This is a genomic window from Streptomyces olivochromogenes, assembly GCF_001514115.1.
GTDB lineage: Bacteria > Actinomycetota > Actinomycetes > Streptomycetales > Streptomycetaceae > Streptomyces > Streptomyces olivochromogenes.
The window spans coordinates 13,490-33,635 of record NZ_KQ948475.1 but is presented as its reverse complement, the minus strand read 5'-3'; the positions used below and the strand labels follow the sequence as shown (position 1 = coordinate 33,635).

General features: G+C 70.3%; 13 protein-coding genes. 7 read left to right on the top strand and 6 right to left on the bottom strand.

Annotation, left to right across the window (positions count from 1 at the left end):
- Positions 1-98 precede the first annotated feature (98 nt).
- Positions 99-1,040, top strand: coding sequence for a LysR family transcriptional regulator (locus AQJ27_RS42405; RefSeq protein ID WP_067381571.1), 942 nt, complete (start codon positions 99-101; stop codon positions 1,038-1,040).
- A gap of 30 nt (positions 1,041-1,070) precedes the next feature.
- On the opposite strand, the gene AQJ27_RS42400 is transcribed toward AQJ27_RS42405, so the two are convergent.
- On the bottom strand, positions 1,071-3,155 hold the full coding sequence (locus tag AQJ27_RS42400; RefSeq protein ID WP_067381569.1) for a PhoX family protein: 2,085 nt from the start codon (positions 3,153-3,155) through the stop codon (positions 1,071-1,073).
- A gap of 242 nt (positions 3,156-3,397) precedes the next feature.
- On the opposite strand from AQJ27_RS42400, the gene AQJ27_RS42395 reads away from it, so the two are divergent.
- The 4 genes from AQJ27_RS42395 to AQJ27_RS42380 all read left to right on the top strand — a co-directional run bounded on the left by AQJ27_RS42395 (position 3,398) and on the right by AQJ27_RS42380 (position 10,952).
- Positions 3,398-5,191 (top strand): VWA domain-containing protein, encoded by a 1,794-nt coding sequence (locus AQJ27_RS42395; RefSeq protein WP_067381566.1) that lies wholly within the window; start codon positions 3,398-3,400, stop codon positions 5,189-5,191.
- 170 nt (positions 5,192-5,361) lie between these two features.
- Positions 5,362-7,086 carry a methionine--tRNA ligase gene (metG, locus tag AQJ27_RS42390; protein WP_067381563.1) on the top strand — a complete coding sequence of 575 codons (1,725 nt, stop codon included), beginning with the start codon at positions 5,362-5,364 and terminating at the stop codon, positions 7,084-7,086.
- A gap of 130 nt (positions 7,087-7,216) precedes the next feature.
- Entirely contained in the window at positions 7,217-7,693 is a 477-nt protein-coding gene (locus AQJ27_RS42385) for a hypothetical protein (protein WP_067381560.1), read from the top strand.
- A gap of 115 nt (positions 7,694-7,808) precedes the next feature.
- Entirely contained in the window at positions 7,809-10,952 is a 3,144-nt protein-coding gene (locus AQJ27_RS42380) for an FG-GAP repeat domain-containing protein (RefSeq protein WP_067381557.1), read from the top strand.
- Positions 10,953-11,011: 59 nt separating this feature from the next.
- On the opposite strand, the gene AQJ27_RS42375 is transcribed toward AQJ27_RS42380, so the two are convergent.
- Both AQJ27_RS42375 and AQJ27_RS42370 read right to left on the bottom strand, forming a co-directional pair.
- On the bottom strand, positions 11,012-12,358 hold the full coding sequence (locus AQJ27_RS42375; RefSeq protein WP_067381554.1) for a pectate lyase family protein: 1,347 nt from the start codon (positions 12,356-12,358) through the stop codon (positions 11,012-11,014).
- Between the two features lie 134 nt (positions 12,359-12,492).
- Positions 12,493-13,173, bottom strand: a complete 681-nt coding sequence (locus AQJ27_RS42370) for a hypothetical protein (RefSeq protein ID WP_067381551.1) — start codon at positions 13,171-13,173, stop codon at positions 12,493-12,495.
- Between the two features lie 113 nt (positions 13,174-13,286).
- On the opposite strand from AQJ27_RS42370, the gene AQJ27_RS42365 reads away from it, so the two are divergent.
- Positions 13,287-13,865 (top strand): DUF7003 family protein, encoded by a 579-nt coding sequence (locus tag AQJ27_RS42365; protein WP_067381548.1) that lies wholly within the window; start codon positions 13,287-13,289, stop codon positions 13,863-13,865.
- An 88-nt stretch (positions 13,866-13,953) separates the two neighbouring features.
- Here AQJ27_RS42365 and AQJ27_RS42360 read toward each other — a convergent pair whose 3' ends face one another.
- Complete coding sequence (locus tag AQJ27_RS42360; protein ID WP_079065672.1) at positions 13,954-14,880, bottom strand: intradiol ring-cleavage dioxygenase; 927 nt, start codon at positions 14,878-14,880, stop codon at positions 13,954-13,956.
- A gap of 129 nt (positions 14,881-15,009) precedes the next feature.
- A complete protein-coding gene (gene aspS / locus AQJ27_RS42355) occupies positions 15,010-16,773 on the bottom strand; it encodes an aspartate--tRNA ligase (RefSeq protein WP_067381542.1) in 1,764 nt (587 codons plus the stop codon).
- A 173-nt stretch (positions 16,774-16,946) separates the two neighbouring features.
- Here aspS and AQJ27_RS42350 point away from each other — a divergent pair, with 173 nt between their 5' ends.
- A complete protein-coding gene (locus AQJ27_RS42350) occupies positions 16,947-19,124 on the top strand; it encodes a SpoIIE family protein phosphatase (RefSeq protein WP_067381539.1) in 2,178 nt (725 codons plus the stop codon).
- On the opposite strand, the gene AQJ27_RS42345 is transcribed toward AQJ27_RS42350, so the two are convergent.
- Positions 19,067-20,140, bottom strand: a complete 1,074-nt coding sequence (locus tag AQJ27_RS42345; protein WP_067381536.1) for an AI-2E family transporter — start codon at positions 20,138-20,140, stop codon at positions 19,067-19,069. The two genes, AQJ27_RS42350 and AQJ27_RS42345, sit on opposite strands and share 58 nt — an antisense overlap.
- Between the last annotated feature and the right edge of the window lie 6 nt (positions 20,141-20,146).

Sequence of the window (20,146 nt, the reverse complement as noted above, 5' to 3'; positions counted from 1 at the left end):
CGAGCTGCCCGCACCGTCCCGGAGCGTCCAACTCGCCTGCCTTGTAAGGGGTTTGTGCGTCTGGTGCAACCCACGCTCGCGACTTAGGCTCCGACGGCATGGAGCTTGAGGTCCGGCATCTCCGCGCGCTGTGCGCCATCGCCGACACCGGCAGCCTGCACCGCGCCGCGCGCCTGCTCGGCGTTGCCCAGCCCTCGTTGAGCACCCAGCTGCGGCGGATCGAACAGGAGCTGGGCGGGGAGCTGTTCACCCGCGAACGTACCGGCTGCCGACCCACCCCGCTCGGCCGGGTCGTGCTCGGCCGGGCCCGCCCGCTGGTGGCCGAAATGCGGTCCCTGGTCGCGGAGGCCCGCGCCGCCGCCGCGGACGACCCCCAACTGCGCATCGGCTCCACCGCGAGCCGTGCCCTCGCGGGCTGGCTGCGCCGACTGCGCGAACGCCGCCAGGAACCGGTCCTCCAGATGGACGTGTCCGCGAACGCCCTGCTCAACCTGGTCGCCGAGGGCCGGCTCGACGTGGCCTTCGTGCACGAGGTCGAGGGCTGCCCGCTGCGCATCCCCAGCGGGCTGCGGCTGCGCGTCCTGGTCGAGCGCGAGCCCCAGTTCGTGTCCCTGCCGAACGACCACCCGGCCGCCGCACGCTCCGTCGTACGCCTCTCCGACCTGGCCGAGGACCGCTGGATGATCGACCCGACGGTCGACGGCGAGTGGGACGCGGTGCACCGGATGCTGCGCTCGGCCGGGCTCAACCCCCGCGTCCTGCACGGCGATTACCACACGACGGCGTCCCTGGTGGCGACCGGTGAGGTCATCACCGTCTGCCAGCCGACCCGCCAGTCCGGCCCCGAGTCGGTCGTCCGCAGGCTGTACGGCGACCCCCTCGGCGTACGCCTGCTGCTCGCGGCCCGCACCGAGGCCGAGCTGGACGGCGTCTATCCGGACCTGGCGGAGGCGTACCGGGAGACGGCACAGCAGTCCCCGGCCTACCGGGAGTGGCTGGAACACAGCGGCGTGGACAACCCCGTCCCAGCCCTCCCCTAAGACCCGTACGCGACTTTCGCGACCGCGGCTTCAGACCCCGATGTCGCAGCCGTCCGCGCGCCACACCGAGACGACCGCCGGACGCACGATCTTCCCGGGTCCGTCGGGCCAGTTGCTCGCCGGCTTCTCCACCGACGCTCCGTCGATCTCGCCCGGGTGCTGGACCGCGACGAGTACCCGCCGGTCCTGGATGATCGGCCCGCAGGTCTCCGCGCCCGTCGGCACCGTCAGGAACTGCTTCAGCTCACCGCGCCGCTCACCCTTCGTCGCCACGCCCAGCAGGCCGTCGTGCGAGCCGAGCTGGTTGCCGTCCGTGGAGATCCACAGGTTGCCGTGCGGGTCGAAGGCCACGTTGTCCGGGCAGGAGATCGGGCTGACCTTGTCCTTCGGGAAGCCCGCGAAGTAGGTCGCGGGGTCGGCCGGGTCGCCCGCGACGAGGAACAGCGACCAGCCGAAGGTGGTCGCCTCGGCGCGGCCCCGGCGCTCGGTGAGCTCCAGGATGTGCCCGTGCTTGTTGGCGTTGCGCGGATTGGCCTCGTCGGCGCCCGCGGACCCGGCCTTGCCACGGTTGGTGTTGTTGGTCAGAACGACATAGACCTTGCCGGTGTGCGGGGAGGGCTGGATGTCCTCGGGCCGGTCCATCTTGGTGGCGCCGACCTTGTCACCGGCGAGCCGCGTGAAGACGAGGACCTCCTCGACCGTCATCCCGTCCACGTGCGAGACGGCCCCGCGGGCGGTCGCGGTGACCAGCGGAATCCACTCACCACTGCCGTCGAACTCCCCGTCCGCCGGAAGCTTCCCGCTCCCGTCGATCTCGGCGGCCGGGGAGTCGCCGGTCAGCCGGGCCACGTAGAGCGTCCCCTCGTCGAGGAGGGAGAGGTTGTGCTCCCGGACGGAGCGCGAGGAACCGTGCCGCATCCGCTTGCTGCCGACGAACTTGTAGAAGTAGTCGAAACGCTCGTCGTCGCCGGTGTAGACGACGGGCCGCCCGTCGTCCGTCAGCCGCACGGTCGCGGCCTCGTGCTTGAAGCGGCCCAGCGCGGTGTGCTTGCGGGGCGTGGAGGAAGGGTCGTACGGGTCGAACTCGACGACGTATCCGAAGCGGTGCGACTCGTTGGGCTCCTGCGCCACGTCGAACCGCTTGTCGAACCGCTCCCACTTGCGCTCGGTCGCGCCCGTACCGAGCCCGTACCGCTTGTCGGTGTCACGGCTCGCGTTGGCGAAGTACTGGTTGAAGTTCTCCTCGCCGTGCAGCGTGGTGCCCCAGGGGGTGGTGCCGCCGGAGCAGTTGTTGAGCGTGCCGAGCACCTTGCGGCCGGTCGGGTCCGCGGAGGTCTTGAGCAGGTCGGACCCGGCGGCGGGGCCGGTGAGCCGGAACTCGGTGGTGGCGGTGACACGACGGTTGAGGGCGTGCCGGGTGACGGCGGTGAGCCTGCCGGTCCTGCGGTCCTCCTCGACCACGACGGCGGACAGACCGTGGGCCGCCCACGCCACCTCGACCTGCTCACGGGTGGGGTTCGCGGGGTCGTACCCGCGGAACATCAGCACCTCGTCGGTGTACTCGTGGTTCGCCACGAGCAGCTGCCGACCGCGCTCACCGGGCAGCGGGAGGAGAGCGAGGAAGTCGTTGTTGTAACCGAACTGCCCGGCCTGGGCCTTGGCGGTCTGGTGCTCCGGGTCGAAGGCGGGAGCGCCGCGCAGGATGGGCTCACCCCAACGGATGACGACATTCTGGCCATATCCACCGGGGACGGTGACGGCGTCGGCGGTGTTCGGCGCGACGGGGCTGAACCGGAGCCCGCGCGCGGCCTTGTCGACCGTGTGTCCGGTACGGGCCGCGGCTCCCCCTTCCACCGCCTGAGCGGCCCGCGCGTCCTGGGCGCCGGTGCCGACGACCGCCGCACCCGTGGCCGTGGCGACCGTGACGACGGCCGCGGCCCGCATCATCGAACGGCGGCCGATCGCACCGGCGATGACATCACCGACGTACGCGTTGTCGCTGGTGTTGGGCACCTCGTGGAAGCATGCGTCACCACAGCGGAACCGACAGGTCAGGGCGGATCGCCCACCGGGATGCGAACCGGGCGTTCCGATCAACGGCAGCAGTCTGCGCACTTTACTCTCCCCATACGAACCCTTGGTGTGAGCGTGACGCTAGGGGGGTGCGGGTGCAAGCACCCTGCGGCCGGGTGAACAGAGTGTGAACCTCCCGCTCCCGCAGGGGTCTTGATAACGCTCTTGACACCGCTACCTGTCGGTACCCGACCCTGCCCAAGATCGCCGGAGACGGCCGCTAACCTTACGTGTCCGTCCTGGCCAGGGATTGACGGCTTCAACTCATGCGAAGGGTTGCGCACATGGGCATTCTCACTCTCCTGCGGAACGCGTTCGGCCGCTCACGCCAGGGGCGTGACGCCGACGCGGAGACCTCGCCGACGGAGGCTACGGCCCCCACGGTCCCGGCCCCGGCCACCGAGCCGGAGCCCACACCGGCTCCTGCTCAGGAGGCCGAGCCGAAGATCCCCGCACCTTCGTCGGAGCCGTCCGTGGTGGACGAGCTGGTGTCGGCGGCCTTCGACAACGTCACGGTCCCCAAGCCGGCGGAGCCGGTACTTGAGGAGAAGGCGACGGCGACGGAGGAGGAGAAGGCCGAGACGGAGCCGACTCCGACTGCCGCTTCCGCTTCTGCTTCCACTCCCGCTCCCGCTTCCGCTTCTACTTCCGCTTCGATTCCGTCTCCGGCTCCGGATCCCGAACCGGTGAGCGCCGCCGAGGTCGAGACCGAGGTCGCGGCGGAGCCCGAGGCCGAGCCGGTGGCCGAGGCTGAGGTCGAGGCTGAGGTCGAGGCTGAGGTCGAGGCTGAGGTCGAGGCTGAGGTCGAGGCTGAGGTCGAGGCTGAGGTCGAGGCGCCCGCGCCCGAGCCGGAGCCCGTGGTCGAATCGGAGCCGGTCGCCGAAACCCCCGAGGTGTCCGCCCCCGAGCCCGAGCCCGTGGCCGAAGAGGCTCCCGAGCCCGTGGCCGAGGAGGTCTCCGAGCCCGAGCCGGAACCCGTCATCGAGGAAGCCCCCGCGCCCGCCGTCGAGGAGACCCCTGAACCGGTCGCCGCGGAGGCCGCCGAGCCCGTGGCCGAAGAGGCCGCCGAGCCCGTGGCCGAGGAGGAGCCCTCGGAGCCGGTCGCCGAGGAAACCCCCGCCCCGGTCACCGCCGAGGTCACCCCCGCCGAACCGACCACGGAACCGGTCACCGAACCGGTCGCGGAACCGGTAGCGGAACCGGTAGCGGAACCGGTAGCGGAACCGGTAGCGGCCTCGGCGGACGAGCCGACGGCCGACTCCGTGGATGTGCCGGCGGACGAGCCGGTGGCCGCCGACGGCGATCAGCCCCCGGCAGGGCCACCCGCACCCGACGACGAGAGCGTCACGGGTGGTGCGGGCGGGGAAGAAGACGCGGCCGAAGGCGAAGCCGAGGCCGGAACGACCGGCACCGGCACCCCCGCCACCCCCCTCACCCACGTGAAGACCCACGCCCCCGACCTCGCCACCGCCTACCAGGAAGCGGGAACGGCCCTCGCGAAGAGGGACCTCACCGGCACCCGGGCCAAGGTCTACCTCGTCCTGGACCGCTCCGCGTCCATGCGCCCGTACTACAAGGACGGCTCCGCCCAGGCCCTCGGCGAGCAGGCCCTCGCCCTCGCCGCCCACCTCGACCCCGAGGCCAAGGTCCAGGTCGTCTTCTTCTCCACCGAACTGGACGGCACCGGCGAGCTCACCCTCTCCGAGCACGAGAACAAGATCGACGACCTCCACGCCGGCCTCGGCCGCATGGGCCGTACGAGCTACCACATCGCGGTGGAAGAAGTCGTCACGCACCACCAGAAGTCCGGCACCACCGACCCGGCCCTGGTGATCTTCCAGACGGACGGCGCCCCGGACGCCAAGACCCCCGCCACCCAGTCCCTCACGGACGCGGCGAAGGACCACCCCACCGTGTTCTTCTCGTTCGTCGCGTTCGGCGAGCAGGACAACAAGGCCTTCGACTACCTCCGCAAGCTGAAGAGCGACAACACGGCCTTCTTCCACGCGGGCCCGACCCCGCGCGAGCTGACCGACGCGGAGGTCTACGACGGCGTGCTGGAGAACTGGCGCCCGTAAGCCCCACAAGATCCATCCGAGGCCGCCCGTTTCCCACCCCTTGAAAAGGGAAACGGGCGGCCCACCCATGTCGGCTACGATTTCAAGGTTCGCAAGACGACCGACGGTACGACCAGCACCGACGATCGTCACCCCACGTAACGACACGTAACGACTTGGGAGCAGCCGCGATGGCTCGACACCTCATCACCAGCGCCCTTCCGTACATCAACGGGATCAAGCACCTGGGCAACATGGTGGGGTCCATGCTCCCGGCGGACGTGTACTCCCGGTACCTCCGCCAGCGCGGCCACGACGTCCTCTACATCTGCGCGACGGACGAGCACGGCACCCCGGCCGAGCTGGCGGCCAAGGAGCAGGGTCTGCCGGTCGACGAGTTCTGCGCACAGGCGCACGACGCGCAGAAGGCGGTGTACGACGGCTTCGAGCTGTCCTTCGACTACTTCGGCCGCAGCTCCAGCCCGCAGAACCGCGAGATCACCCAGCACTTCGCGCGCCGCCTGAACGAGAACGGCTTCATCGAGGAGCGCGCGATCCGCCAGGTGTACTCCCCGGCGGACGCCCGCTTCCTCCCGGACCGCTATGTGGAGGGCACCTGCCCCCACTGCGGCTACGACAAGGCCCGCGGCGACCAGTGCGAGAACTGCACCCGCGTCCTGGACCCGACCGACCTGATCAACCCGCGTAGCGCGATCTCCGGCTCGACGGATCTTGAGGTCCGCGAGACCAAGCACCTCTTCCTCCTCCAGTCGAAGCTCCAGAGCGAGGTCTCGGAGTGGGTGGCGCGCCACGAGCACGAGTGGCCGCAGCTCGCCTCCTCCATCGCCCGCAAGTGGCTGACCGAGGGCCTGCACGACCGCGCGATCACGCGTGACCTGGACTGGGGCGTCCCGGTCCCGGCCGACACCTGGCCGGAACTGGCGGCGGAGGGCAAGGTCTTCTACGTCTGGTTCGACGCGCCGATCGAGTACATCGGGGCGACGAAGGAGTGGGCAGACCAGGACCCGGAGAACCGCGACTGGAAGTCCTGGTGGTACGAGGCGGACACCGGTGAGAACCCGGTCCGCTACACGGAGTTCATGGCCAAGGACAACGTCCCCTTCCACACCGTCATGTTCCCGGCCACCGAGCTGGGCGTGCGCGAGCCGTGGAAGAAGGTCGACTACGTCAAGGCCTTCAACTGGCTGACGTACTACGGCGGGAAGTTCTCCACGTCCCAGAAGCGCGGTGTCTTCACCGACCACGCGCTGGACATCCTGCCCGCGGACTACTGGCGCTACTTCCTGATCGCCAACGCCCCCGAGTCGGACGACTCGTCCTTCACCTGGGAGCACTTCACCGCCACGGTGAACAAGGACCTGGCCGACACCCTCGGCAACTTCGTCAACCGCGTCCTGTCCTTCTCCAAGAAGCGCTTCGGCGAGGAGGTCCCGGCGGGCACCGAGGCGGGCGAGGCGGAGGCGAAGCTCGGCGAGGAGATCGCGGGCCTGCTGGCCGAGTACGAGACCCAGATGGAGGCCCTCCAGTTCCGCAAGGCCGCGGCGGCGCTGCGCGCCCTGTGGTCGGCGGGCAACTCCTACCTGGAGGAGAAGGCCCCCTGGCTGGAGATCAAGACCGACCCCGACGGCGCGGCCCTGACGCTGCGCACGGCGATGAACCTGATCCACCTCTACTCGGTGGTCTCGGAGCCCTTCATCCCCGCGTCCTCCCGCGCGATGCGCTCGGCGTTCGCGCTGACGGACGACACGGCGGTGTGGGTGTCGGCGGACGAGGCGAGGTCCCTGTCCTCCGTCCCCGCGGGCACCCCCTTCACGGTTCCCCCGGTCCTGTTCGCCAAGATCACGGACGAGGACCTGGAGTCGTACAAGGAGCGCTTCGGCGGCGCACCGGAGTAGTGACGGCGTAGCGCGGGGCCCGGCACCGAAGAGGTGCCGGGCCCCTCTCTTTTCCCGTCCTGCGTCTCACTCCTCGGCCGGAAACCGACCCCGCTGGTGACATGCTCTTGACCACCCGTATGGTTTCGCCATGGCAGTCCCTCCGGTCATCCCGATCGCCTACGAGCCGAAGTCCCGCACCGAGAGCATCGGTCGCTACGCGGACGGCCAGTTCCTGGCGTCGATCACCTACGCCTTCCCCGAGGGCTACCGTCCCGACGATGGCTGGGAACAGCACAAACGCCTCTACACGGTGCTGCACACCTTCGACGCCGAGGGCCGCTACCGCGACTCGGAGATCTGGTGCGCGGGCACCTGGGCCGAACAGCAACTGGCGCCGGACGGACCGGACTCGGTGCTCTCCCGGGCCAGGGCCCATCTGGCGAAACTCCTGCGGAGCCTGCCCCGCCGCTCCTACACGGACATCGCGATCCGCCCCTTCCAACGCACCGTCGACGGCGTCCTGTTCGGCCTGGTGATCAGGGAGGACGAGGAGGAGGCCTGGGCCGAGCTGTACCCGGACCGTCTCGCGTTCGCGGAGCCGTGGGACGGCCAGTACGACACCTGAGCCGCGCGGCGCCCCCCTCCCTCCCCCTTTGCCTTTTCTTGAACAAAAGCCAAACTCGCTGGTAGCATCCGGCCACTTGGCGGGGGTGGGGACCCCCGCGGGGAGGGAAACTCACGTGGGCAGACACGCCCTGAGACGGGGCGGTCTTGCCGCTGCCGTCTCCACACTCGCCGTCGCCGTCACGGCCACGGCGATCACCGTGCTCGCGCAGGGGCCGGGCGGCGCGACCGCCCAGGCGGCGCCCGTGGCGGGCACGGGCACCAAGGAGATCACGCTCGTCGACCCGAACACGGACACCCCGCGCGTCGACCGGCCGCTCACCGCGGGCTCCACCGGCTTCCTGCACCGGCAGAGCGGGGTCGACGGACTGCTGTGGACGGACTACGACGACGGCTCCACCGTCACCGTCGAGAACGCGAACGGCGTCTACACACCCGGCGCGGGCTGCACCTACCTCGGCTCGCTGTGCCGGACGGCCTGGTACGGCTCGGACGGCGACCTGGTCGCCCTGCCGACGTCCCTGACCAGCAAGTCCGTCACCCTCTGGGACCCGTCGACGCACAAGACGTCGACCGTCACCTCGGACTACTACTACCGGGCGCTGGCCGGTGACACCGTCGTCACCGGCCGCACCCTGATCGACTCCGTGGCCGGCGAGCGACGCGAACGCTTCGTGACCGGCGACTGGTTGACCGTCCAGGACCAGGCGGTCGTGGCGGCCGACTCCGACGGCGTGCTGGTCGAGAACGGCACCGCCCTGTACTACATCGACATCGACTCGGCCGTCGGCACCCGGGCCTTCGGCGACGTCACCGCCAACTCGCCGTACGTACAGAGCGAGGACCGGATCGGCTGGTACGAGACCAGCACCGGCGACCTCCACCTCAAGTCCCGCACCGACCCGGCCGCCGCCGAGGAACAGGTCGTCGACCTGCCGAACTTCGGTGCCCTCGACGGCGACCCGGTCCTGGTCGGCGACTGGCTGCTGCTGCCCACGGACACGAACACCGGCACGGCGATCACCGCGGTCTCGCTCGCCGACGGCTCCTCGCGGACCCTGCTGGGCGCCTCCGGCGCGTACGCGATCCACGCGTCCGGCGACGACGCCCTCGTCACCGGCGGCACCGGCGCCGCCGACTGGTGGGTGCAGCGCGTCGGCCGGGCCGCCGACGGCTCCCCGGAGCTGACGAAGGTGCGGGAGATCCCGGCGGCGGAGAACGCCAAGACGGGGCTCGCGCTCAGCCGGGGCAGTCTGCGCGTGGCCGAGGAGAACCCCTCCTCCACCCTCGACACCACGTCGATCCGGACCCTCACCACCGACGGCGCCGCCGGCCTGACGGCCTCCGCCGCCACCGCGGGCGACTCGGTCCGACCCGCGTGCCCGTACGCCGGCACCACCTGCTCCGCGATGTGGGGCAACCGCGGGGGCAGGCCCGAGGACGTCTACCTCATGACGTTCGACGACGTCGACGAAGGCGGCACCGGCCTCCCGAACGCGGACAAGCTGGTCGCCATCGGAGACGCCACATCGAACTACACGCTGGAGTTCGGGACCCAGGGCGGCAGGATCGTCGACGTCTCGGACGGCTACGCGGTCTACGACTCCGGCGGCACCACGCCCATGCAGTACGTCGGCCGGTTCGGCTACGGACAGCAGCTGAAGCGCACGATCCGGGCCGCGGCGCTGAACGGCTCCACCCTCTGGAGCGCCACCTCCACCGCCGGCAAGCTCACCTCGTACAGCCTGGCCGAGCAGAAGACCCTCTCCACGGTCACCATCGCGGGCGCGGGCTGCGTCCCGACCGAACTCCAGGCGGCGGGCCGCTGGGTGTACTGGTCCTGCGGGAACTCGGCGGGCGTGTACGACACCAAGGCCGGCACGTCCGTGCCGGTGACCCCCGGTGACGTCCTGCTCGGCGACGGATTCACCGTCCGCCACGACCACACGACGGACGAACTCGTCCTGACCGACGCGGCCACCGGCGCCACCCGTGTCATCGCCTCCGGGCTCCCGGACTCCGGCCTGGTCACCGACCGCCGCCACCGGTGGACGGTGGACGAGTACACGGGCCTGGTCGCCTGGTTCGACACGTACGAGCGGACGCATGTCGCGACGACCGGGGTGGCCCCGTCCGCCCCGACCGTCTACGAGGGCACGGTCGACGACCTCATCTGGTCCAAGTCCTCGGACACCGACTCCAAGACGTGGAACAGCAGTTGGCTGCTGTCCCGCCCCGTCACCTCCTGGTCCCTGACCTTCACCTCGGTCCAGAGCGGCGAGACCGGCAAGGCGGCCCGCACACTCACCGGCGGCGCCGCCACGGCCTGGCTCTCGCCGACCTGGAACGCAAAGGCGACGAACGGGACTTACTTCCCCAACGGCCCCTTCAAGTGGACCCTCAAGGCGACCGGCCTCGGCAGCACGACAGCGGCCACGGTGACCACCGGCACAGGAATAGTGTTCGGCGGCGCGGCGGTACGCCACGACTTCAACAGCATCGAGGGCGAACCGGACGGCGTCGGCGATCTCCTCACCCTCAACTCCTCCGGCGGGCTGAGCTACCAACACGGCGCGGGCAACGGCAAGTTCTCCGAGAAGACGACCGGCACCGGCTGGGCCACCTCCATCAAGGCGGTCCCGTTCGGCGACCTCAGCGGCGACCGCTGCAACGACGTCCTCGTCCGCTACAGCAGCGGGGCCCTGCGCCTCTACAGGCCGGGCTGCGGCAACGCGCTCAAGCCGTCGACGTCGTACACCACGCTCGCGACGAGCGGCTGGACGCAGTACGACATCCTCACCTCGCCCGGCGACATGAGCGGTGACGGCCGCCCGGACCTGATCACCCGCAACTCCTCCACCGGCGCGGTCTACCTCTACAAGGGCACGAGCACGGGGAAGCTGTCCTCCCGCGTGAAGCTCTACGACAACTGGAAGGGCTACAAGAAGATCGTCGGCGTCGGCGACCTCAACGGCGACGGCATCGGCGACCTGCTCGCCCAGGACAAGTCCAACACCCTCTACCGGTACGCCGGCAAGGGCAATGGCACCTTCGCCGCCCGCGTGAAGCTGTTCACCAACTGGGGCTCCACGTACGACACAGTCGTCGGCGTCGGCGACCTGAACCGTGACGGCAAGGCCGACCTCGTGGCCCGCGACACCGCCGGAAAGCTCTGGCGCCTGAACGGGAACGGCGCCGGTTCCTTCGGCGGCCGTACGCAGATCGGCACGGGCTGGGGCGGCTACAAGTCCCTGTCCTGAGCCTTCGAAGTCGGACCGGGCGCCCGGGGCTTTCAAGCCCCGGGCGCCCTTCGCGTCCCCTACGAGGTCAGAACCGCACCGGTGGTGGTGGCCAGCTCGGTGGGCAGGTTCTTCGCGGAGGACTGGATCCCGGCGTTCAGGGTCGGCGTCCAGTTCACCGTCGTCTTCAGCTTCTTCGAGTTCGCGGCGTTGTACGCGGCGACGAGGTCGGTCGAGGTGCCGTTGACGAGGTTGCCGGTGCCGGCGATCGAGCCGGTGCCGTCGCCGCTGAGCAGCTTGGAGATCTTCCCGCCCGTCGGGACCTTCCAGTAGTTGTCCTCGGCGACGACCTGGGCCTTGGCACGGGAGTTGATGCTGTAGAGGGGCGCGTACCCGTTGACGGTCGTGGTGTCGAAGTAGTTGTTGTAGATGTGCACCTGCCCGATCCGGGTCAGGGGAGCCCGCTGAACGATCCCCTTCCACACGTTGTGGTGGATGGAGACGCGCAGCTTGCCGACGCTGTCGGTGTCGCTGCTGCCGATCAGCATGGTCTTGTCGTGGTTGGTGAACTGGTTGCGCTCGACGGTCACCAGGTCCGAGCCCTTGGTGATGTCGAGGTCACCGTCGTGGATCTGGTACTCGCGGCCGTAGTACTTCGGGTTGGCGCTGTCGAAGTGCGACGCGTCGGTGAAGGTGTTGTGGTCGGCCCACACGTGCGTCGCCCCGCGCAGGGTGACGGCGTCGTACGCGGAGTTCCAGTTGCCGCTGTCGCCGTCGGTCGGGTCCCACTGCGGGAAGCAGTCCTCGGTGGCGGAGAAGGTCAGATTGCGGATGATGACGTTGTCGACGCTCTGCACCTGCAGACTGCCACCGGTGATCCCGGCCTTGGTGCCCGGCACACCCACGATGGTGGTGTTGGCGGGCACCTTGAAGACGATGTTCTTCGCCTGCTTCTGCTGCGCGGCGTCGCGGGCCTTCTCCTGCGTGCCGGAGGGCAGCTTGGAGGTGCCGTACGTGGCCGGGCCGTAGGCCTTCAGATAGGCGGCCGTCGAATATCCCGTGCCGGCGGAGTAGTCGGTGCAGGTCAGCTTCTTGCCCGAGTCGTCGGTGTTGGCGTCGATGACGCCCTTGACCTGAATGATCTTCGGCGTGGAGTTGTCGGCCTTGCCCAGCGCCTTCACGAGCTGGGCGCGGGTGCTGACGGTGTAGACGTGCGAGGAGTCGGCCTGCGAGCCGCCGGTCGTCCCGGATCCGGACGCCGCCCAGCCGTCCTTGGCGGGCAGCACCTGGTGCGCGAGGTCGACCGTACCCGCGTTCGCGTTCATCACGAACGCGACGGCGCCGAGGCCCGCGGCCGTGACGGCGGCGGCGGAGACGATGACGGCGCGACGCTTGCGGAGGGACCTGCGGTGCGAGGGGGATGCCACGGATGAGTCCTTACGTGGTTGTGGAGCACGTGTTGTGATGCGTGAAGCCCCGCTCAACGGTGCTTCTGACTCATCAGTGGCCACGGAGATCGAAAAGGTTGCCGACCTTTGTTCAGAGACCTGAAGCCCGACCTTCAGAAGCGTCCGCCGAAGTCCCCCAGGCCTCCCAGCCCGCCGAATCCACCGGGACCGCCCATCGGGCCGCCCCCGTGCGGGCGGCGGAGGCCGTCGAGGACGGCGTCGGCCAGGATCACCCCGCCGGCTCCGGCCGCGCCGGCGACCAGGGCCGTCTTCCACCAGGGGGCGCTGTACCAACCGCCCGGCATCTGCCGGCCGCCCACGACCCCGCCGGGGTAGTAGTACGGCGTCGCGTCACCGGGTCGGGGTGAGGCCGCGTAGGTCCGGCCGTCGACCGTGACGCGGCCGTCCCGGGCGGTGATCGCGCCCGTGCCCAGGTCGGGGAGGGCGGGGCCGGGGTCGAGGCCCAGTGAGGTGCGGGCGGCGCGGATGTAGTGCAGGCCCTCCAGGGCCGTCTGCGAGGCCATCGCGTACTGCGCGCCGGAGCGAGCCGTGGTCAACTCCCCCTGCGCGGCCCGGTGGCGCTCGGCGGCGTCGGTCAGCGCCTGCGCCGCCGCCGCGTTGCCCCGCGCGTCGAGCGTCGACAGGCTTCCGCCGAGCCGCTCCACCCAACGGTGGGCCTCCGCCTCCGCGTCCAGGTCGGACACCGCACCGTACGGCTGCGACAGCCGTCGCTGGTAGGCGACCGCGGCCACCGCTCCGACGATCAGCAACACTGCGACCAGCACGACTCCCATGGCTTCCTCCGGCGCTTGCGATGTCCCGGTACGGCGCGAGGTGACCTCACCCGCCTCTCCCCATCACACGCCCAACCACTGTGCACCCCCGCCGAACCGCCTGTGCGTCCACGGTGAACCGCCCCGGACGGGGTCCCGGCCCGGTCGGCGCGCGGATCCATCTGTTCGGCGACACCACCCGCTGGGCCATGGTCGCCGAACTGCTGGGCTACAACCCGCGCGGCGGGAACCTCATCGACGTCATGCACCGCTTCGGCAACTGCCTGACGCGCGGCGAGCCCGGGCTCGGCGACTTCCTGGACCGGGTGGACAACATGGAGGAGATCGATCCCGACGGCGCGGAGGTCTACGTCGGAGGGGTTCCCGTGGTCGTCCGCGGGACGGCACTCACCGTCGACGCCGCCGCGGGCACCCCACTGGAGGACGTGTTCCGCCTGCTCGCCGAGGGGAGCAAGGAGCTTCTCCTGGCCGACGAGACGGAACTGCGGGCCGACCTCCCCGCCGACCTGCCCGTACTGCTGCGGCTCGACGCGTGGCACCAGCCGGAAGACCTCTGGGACGCCGTGCCCAGTACGCACGAGACCTTCCGGCTGATCGCAGAGGTGCTGAGCTCCTCGGATCCGGCCCGATACCGCCCGACCCTCCCGCCCAACACCCACTGGTCCCACTGGCCCGACGCCGGAACGCTCTAGGACCCGCAGGCCCGCGCAACGGAAGCCGTACGGCCCAAAGGGCCCGGAACCAGTGGAGTTCCGGGCCCGGGTCGAGCGAGTCGGTGGGTCAGCTCGCCGAGGGCGACGCCGACGGGCTCGGCTGCGTGTCCGAGCTGTCGTGCGTCTCGTCCGGGGCGACGCCCATCGTCAGGTGGGCGCGAACTCCCTTCGCGATGTTCCTCTTGTCGTACTTCAGGTACAGGAGGCCGCCCGTGTGGCCGTTCTGGGGGTAGATCGTGTCCTCGGTGAGCGTGGTGCGCGTGCTGGTGTTGGTGGAGTACGGGGCGACCTCCGCCGACGCCAGCACCGACTTCTCGTCGAAGAAGAACTGGCCCGTGTGGCAGGTGTGCCCGCCCTCGTAGCCCGCGTCGGTCCAGGTGCCGTCCACGTGCACCTTCGTGTGGATGTGGACGGCGCGGCCCTGGTACCAGCCCGGGAAGACCGTCTTGAAGGTGACGTGGCCGTGCCGGTCCGTGTGCCAGGTGCCGCGCAGGAAGCGGTCGTCGTCGGTCGGCTCCTGGTGGCCCCCGCCGCCACCGCCCGGGCCGCCGGTCGGAGGCTCGCCGGTGGGGGTGCCGGAGGGCGGCGGGCCCGTCGGTGCCGGTCCACCGCCGCCGTTGCCGCTCGACTCGTAACCCGAGTAGACACCCGTCGCGCTGCAGTGCCAGATGTCCACGGCCGCGTTTCTGAGCGGCTTGCAGGTGTCCGCGTCGATCACCTTGAGTTCGAGGGTGAGCGGGATGCCCTCCTGGTCCTCGGTGATGTCCCGGCGGATCTTGTCGGCGTCGATGTAGTACGGGCCCTCGACCAGCTCCGAGGTGAGCGTGTAGCACGTTTCCGCCGAAGCGGGCGTCCGCGGAGCGGCCTCCTGCGCCGAGGCGTTCACCGACAGCGCGCCGCCGACCCCCACCGCGGTCACCGCCGCACCACTCGCCATCAGGACCGTACGGCGAGCCAATTTCCCTCTGTTTTCGGGTACTTGAGAATCCGTCATGACCCGGGACGGTAGAGGTGAGGAAGCCTGGGAGAATATTGGAATGCGCTGTGAAACGTGGTGCGCAAGGGAAAGGGCTCGAAACCGGCGTCGGTTTCGAGCCCTTCGGCCTGGCTGAGGCCGAACTGCCTACTTCGGCTGCGGCTTCCGCACCGACAGGTGCAGCTCGCGCAGTCGCGTCTCGTCCAGCTCCGTCGGCGCGCCCATCATCAGGTCCTGCGCGTTGCCGTTGAGCGGGAACGCGATCGTCTCGCGGATGTTCGGCTCGTCCGCGAGGAGCATGACGATGCGGTCGACGCCCGGGGCGATCCCGCCGTGCGGCGGGGCGCCGAAGCGGAAGGCGCGCAGCATGCCGGCGAACTGCTCCTCGACGGTGTCACGGTCGTAGCCCGCGATCTCGAAGGCCTTGAGCATGATCTCGGGCTCGTGGTTGCGGATCGCGCCGGAGGACAGCTCGACGCCGTTGCAGACGATGTCGTACTGCCAGCCCAGGATGTCCAGCGGGTCCTGGGTCTCCAGGGCCTCCAGGCCGCCCTGGGGCATCGAGAACGGGTTGTGCGAGAAGTCGATCTTCCCGGTGTCCTCGTCCTTCTCGTACATCGGGAAGTCGACGATCCAGCAGAACCGGAAGACGTTCTCCTCGAAGTTGCCCGAGCGCTTCGCGGCCTCGACCCGCACCGCGCCCATGATCTTCGAGACCTCGTCGAACTCGCCCGCGCCGAAGAAGACCGCGTGGCCGGGGGCCAGGGAGAGGCGCTTGGTCAGCTCGGCGACGTTGTCCTCGGTGAGGAACTTGGCGATCGGGCCCGTCAGCGAGCCGTCCTCACCCACCCGGACCCAGGCCAGGCCCTTCGCGCCCTGCTCGACCGCGTAGTCGCCGAGGCCGTCGAAGAACTTCCGGGTCTGACCGGCGACGTCCGGCACCGGCAGGGCACGTACGTGCTTGCCGGCGAAGGCCTTGAACTCCGAGCCCTCGAAGATGTCGGTGATGTCGACCAGCTCCAGCTGGGCGCGCAGGTCCGGCTTGTCGGAGCCGTACTTCAGCATCGCCTCGCGGAACGGGATGCGCGGGAAGGGGGAGGTGACGTGACGGCCACCGCCGAACTCCTCGAACAGCTCCGTCATCAGCTTCTCGATGGGCTGGAAGACGTCCTCCTGCTCGACGAAGGACATCTCCACGTCGAGCTGGTAGAACTCGCCCGGCGAGCGGTCCGCGCGCGCGTCCTCGTCGCGGAAGCAGGGCGCGATCTGGAAGTAGCGGTCGAAGCCGGAGATCATCAGCAGCTGCTTGAACTGCTGCGGCGCCTGCGGCAGGGCGTAGAACTTGCCCGGGTTCAGACGGGAGGGGACCACGAAGTCGCGCGCGCCCTCGGGGGAGGTGGCGCTGAGGATCGGGGTCGCCATCTCGTTGAAGCCCAGCGCCGTCATCTTGTGACGGATCGCGGAGATCACGGCCGTACGCAGCAGGATGTTGCGGTGCATGCGCTCGCGGCGCAGGTCGAGGAAGCGGTACTCCAGGCGCCGCTCCTCGTTGACGCCGTCCTCGGCGTTGATCGTGAACGGCAGCGGGGCGGCGGCGCCGAGCAGCTCGACCTCGCTCACCTCGACCTCGATCTCGCCGGTGGGCAGATCCGGGTTGACGTTCTCCGTGCCACGCGAGACGACCTTGCCGTCGACGCGGACCGTCGACTCCTTGGAGACCTTGTCGAGGGCCTCGTAGGCGGGCGTGCCGGGGCGGGCGACGAGCTGCGTGATGCCGTAGTGATCGCGCAGATCGATGAAGAGGATGCCACCCAGGTCTCGGCGATTGTGCAGCCAGCCGCTCAGCCGGACGTCGCTGCCGACGTCAGAGGCGCGGAGCTCGCCGCAGGTGTGGGACCTGTACCGATGCATCGTCGTTCATCCAGTCTTCGCGGATCGGGGTCTGTTTCACATGAGCTTGGGTCTGTTTCACGTGAAACTTCCGGGCCGACGCCCGGATCCCCCAAGGGTACCGGCCGCCCAAAGATCACCACTCCGAATACTCTCGGTGGCACCTTCCGATCACCTCTTCATAGAGTGGGTCAATGCGCACTGGTGAGCCCCTGCCCGCCGTGGGGGACGTACTGGCCGCCCTTGCGACCGGCGTGTGGCGCTGGGACAACGCACACGGGCGGGTCACCATCGACGCCGAGGCCGCCCGGCTCCTCGGGTTGCCCGCGGAAAGGACGACGGTCACCGAGGTGGCCATGCGCTCCCGGTTCCACCCGGCCGACTGGAACGAGGTCGTCAGCGTCGTACAGCTCGCCGTCGCCGAGGACACGCTCGCCGAGGTCCGGCTGCGGATCATGGACGAGCACGGGCGGGTGATCCGTACCGTGCGCAGCCGCTCCAAGCCGACCGTCGACCCCGAGACCGGGGAGTTCGTGCTGTTCGGCACCCTCCAGGAGGTCACCGAGACCTCGGAGGCCACCGCCGCGCGCACCCCGCTCACCGGCGACTGGCGCCGCTCGCGCGAGGCGTTCCTGCTGGACGCCGGGCGGGCACTGGCCGAAGCGCGGTCCACGGCCGAGGTACTGCGGGTCGCGGCGGGCCTGTCGATGCCGGGGTTCACACCGGACGGGCTGGCCGTCTTCGGCGTGGACGGGGACCGGCTCACCGTCGTCGGCCACCACGGGCAGAAGCCGGGAGACGAGGGCCCCTTCACCCATATGTCCCTGGCCACCGACTACCCGGCCGCGGAGGTCGTCCGCACGGGCCGCGCCGTCTATCTCTCCTCCCCGAAGGACTACAAGGAGCGCTATCCGGTCTCCTGGCCGCTCGCCGAACACTTCGGGCGGGAGTCCTGGGCCTTTCTGCCGCTGACCGTCGCCGGACGCACGATGGGCGCGTGGATGGCGGCCTTCACCTATCCCGTCAGCTTCACGCCCGACGAGCGTTCCGTGCTGACGACCGTGGCCCGGATGCTCGCGCAGGCCCTCTCCCGGGCCGTGGCCGCCGAGACGGAGCGGGAGCTCACCGACGGCCTGCAGCGCTCGATGATGCCCACCCTCGGCCCGCAGATGCCGGGCATGGGGGTCGCCGCGCGCTATGTTCCCACCGGCGGCGGCCTCCAGGTCGGCGGCGACTGGTACGACGTGATCCCGCTGCCGAGCGGCCGCTTCGCCCTGGTCATCGGGGACGTCCAGGGCCACGACGTGCGCGCCGCCGGGCTGATGGGCCAGCTCCGTATCGCCCTGCGCGCGTACGCCTCCGAGGGCCACCGGCCCGACGCGGTCCTCTCCCGGGCCTCACGGTTTCTGTGCGGGATCACGGACTCGGTGACGTACGGCTCCACCGGCGAGAGCGGCGGCAACACCGCGGACCCGCGCTTCGCGACCTGCCTGTACGTCGAGGTGGACCCGGCGACCGGCATCCTGGACTTCGCCCGTGCCGGCCACCCGGACCCCGCGATACGCATGGCGGACGGGACGGTGCTGATACGGCCCACGGCGGGCGGACTGCCGCTCGGCATCGACCCGGACGCCGACTACCCCACGACCCGGCTCGCTCTGGAACCCGGCGAGACCATGCTGCTCTGCACCGACGGGCTGATCGAGACCGGCGGCCACGACCTCGACACCGGGTGGCGCCGTATCCGCCACATCCTGGAGTCCCACGACGGTGACATGGAGGAGCTCGCCGACGCGCTGGTCCAGGGCGTGCACGGGCCCTCCTCGCACCACACCCCCGGGCCGCTCGCCGACCGGCGCGAGGACGACATAGCCGTGCTGCTGCTGAGCCGGCAGGGCAAGGGGGACGGCGAGGCGGTCGAGGCCCCGCTCTCCCCCTCGGTGCGGCGCACCGCGCTGACCGTGGCGCAGGCCGAGCCCGAGCGGATCTCGGGGGCCCGCCAGCAGCTGCGCGAGATGCTGCACGACTGGGCCTGCGCCGACCAGCGCGACTCGGCGGTCCTCCTCGTCTCCGAGATGCTCACCAACGTCCTCGTCCACACCGACGCCGACGCGCTGCTCGTCGCCGAGGTGACCGGCGGTGCGGACGACCGCCGGATGCGGGTCGAGGTCACCGACGCCAGCGACGACCTGCCGCACCGCCGCCACCCGGGCGAACTGGCGTCCTCCGGACGCGGGCTGATGCTCGTGGAATTCCTCGCCGACGCCTGGGGCGTGGACCCACGGGGCGAGGGCAAGAGCATCTGGTTCGAGTTCTACGAGGCGTCCGGTGGGGACGGGGACGCCTGTGGGGACGGGGACGCCGACTCGTAGCGGGTCCGTAGCTCCGCGAGGACCCCGAACCCGGCGGCCGTCAGCGGTACGGCGAGCAGCATGCCCAGGATGCCCGCGACGGACGCACCCGCCGTGATCGCCAGCATCACCACCGCCGGATGCATCTGCACGGTCCGGCTCTGGATCATCGGCTGCAGCACATGCCCTTCGAGGACCTGCACGGCGAGCACGACCCCGAGCGCCCACAGCGCGATCACGAACCCCCGGTCGGCGAGCGCGACCAGCACGGCCACCGCGCCGGAGAGGAACGCGCCGAGGTAGGGAATGAACGCCCCCACGAAGACCAGCGCACCGAGCCCGACCGCGCCCGGGACGCGCAGGATCAGCAGGCCGATCGTGATGCACAGGGCGTCGATCAGGGCGATCACCGTGGTCCCGCGCATGAAGCCCTGAACGGCGTCGAAGGCGCGGCGGGCCATGGCCTCCACCGTGTCCGCGGTGCCGCGCGGCGCCAGCGAGCGCAGCAGCCCGGCGGTGCGGTGGGAGTCGCGGAGGAAGAAGAAGACGAGCAGCAGGGCCAGTACGGCCATGGCGATGGACTCGCCCACCACGCTCACGCCACTGATGACGTTGGACGCGGCCGTCCCGCCGAACTTGGTCAGCAGGTCCTTGGCGTTGGCGGCGAGGTCGTCGAGTGAGGTGCCCGCCGCACCGAAGTGCTGGGCGACGGACCGCGCGGCCAGCCTGAGCGAGGCGATGATCTGGTCCCCGGTGTCGATGAGCGCGGCGACCACGATGTAGACGGCGCCGCCGACGACCACGACCACCGCGACGCAGGTGAGCCCCGCGGCCAGCGACCGGTTGACCCCGACGTGCACCAGCCGCCGGTACATCGGCCCGAGCAGCGCGCTGCCGAGGAGCGCGAGCAGCACGGGCACGATCGCCGTACGGAACTCCCCGCACAGCCGGATCCCGACCCACGCCACACCGGCGACGAGCAGGATCACGGCGCACCAGGCGGCCAGCCGCCGGGCGCCCTCGGGGAGTAGCTGCACGCTTCC